The sequence below is a fragment of the Acinetobacter sp. IK31 genome (genome assembly GCF_035615195.1).
GTDB lineage: Bacteria > Pseudomonadota > Gammaproteobacteria > Pseudomonadales > Moraxellaceae > Acinetobacter > Acinetobacter calcoaceticus_C.
In genome coordinates, this window is record NZ_JANBOB010000027.1 from 1 (window position 1) to 1273 (window position 1273).

The window sequence follows — 1273 nt, forward strand, 5'->3', positions numbered from 1 at the left end:
TCGGTACAGATGGCAGCTTCAATGCACAAGTGGCGTTGGGTGCAGATGCAATCGATGGCACAGTCGTGAATGTCAATGGTGTGAACTACACCGTGACAGCAGCTGACCTGACCAACGGCTTCATCACCGCAGCGATTGCTGTGACAGGCGAAGGCCCAGTCGCGATCCATGCCGAGGCAGTTGATCCACAAGGTAACGTGGATGTTGCAGATGCAGACGTCACAGTCACTGTAGATACCTTACCGGCTGACCTGATCGGTGCGATCACGATCCCTGAAGACTTAAATGGCGACGGTATCCTGAATGCAGACGAGCTCGGCACAGACGGAAGCTTCAATGCACAAGTGGCGTTGGGTGCAGATGCAATCGATGGCACAGTCGTGAATGTGAACGGAACCAGCTACACCGTGACAGCAGCTGATATTACCAACGGCTTCATCACCGCAGCGATTGCTGTGACAGGCGAAGGCCCTGTGGCAATCCATGCCGAGGCAGTAGATGCACAAGGTAACGTGGATGTTGCAGATGCAGACGTCACAGTCACTGTAGATACCTTACCGGCTGACCTGATCGGCGCGATCACGATCCCTGAAGACTTAAATGGCGACGGTATCCTGAATGCAGACGAGCTAGGTACAGACGGCAGCTTCAATGCACAAGTGGCATTGGGAGCAGATGCAATCGATGGCACAGTAGTGAATGTTAACGGCACTAACTACACCGTAACAGCAGCTGATATTACCAACGGCTTCATCACCGCAGCGATTGCTGTGACAGGCGAAGGCCCAGTCGCGATCCATGCAGAAGCAGTCGATGCACAAGGTAACGTGGATGTTGCAGATGCAGACGTGACAGTAACGGTTGATACCTTACCTGCAGACCTGATCGGTGCGATCACGATCCCTGAAGACTTAAATGGCGACGGTATCTTAAATGCAGACGAGTTAGGCACAGATGGCAGCTTCAATGCACAAGTGGCGTTGGGACCAGATGCAATCGATGGCACAGTCGTGAATGTGAACGGTACTAACTACACCGTAACAGCAGCTGACCTGACCAACGGCTTTATCACCGCAGCGATTGCTGTGACAGGCGAAGGCCCAGTCGCGATCCATGCCGAGGCAGTCGATCCACAAGGTAACGTCGATGTTGCAGATGCAGACGTGACCTTAACCATCGACACAACTCCACAAGACTTGATTACAGCAATTACGGTTCCTGAAGACTTAAATGGCGACGGCATCCTGAATGCAGACGAACTCGGCACAGATGG

1 pseudogene is annotated in these 1273 nt (G+C 52.9%); it reads left to right on the forward strand.

Features of this window, described 5'->3' with window-relative positions:
* Positions 1–1273: pseudogene (locus tag MSG66_RS13210) on the forward strand (type I secretion protein); the annotation flags it as partial.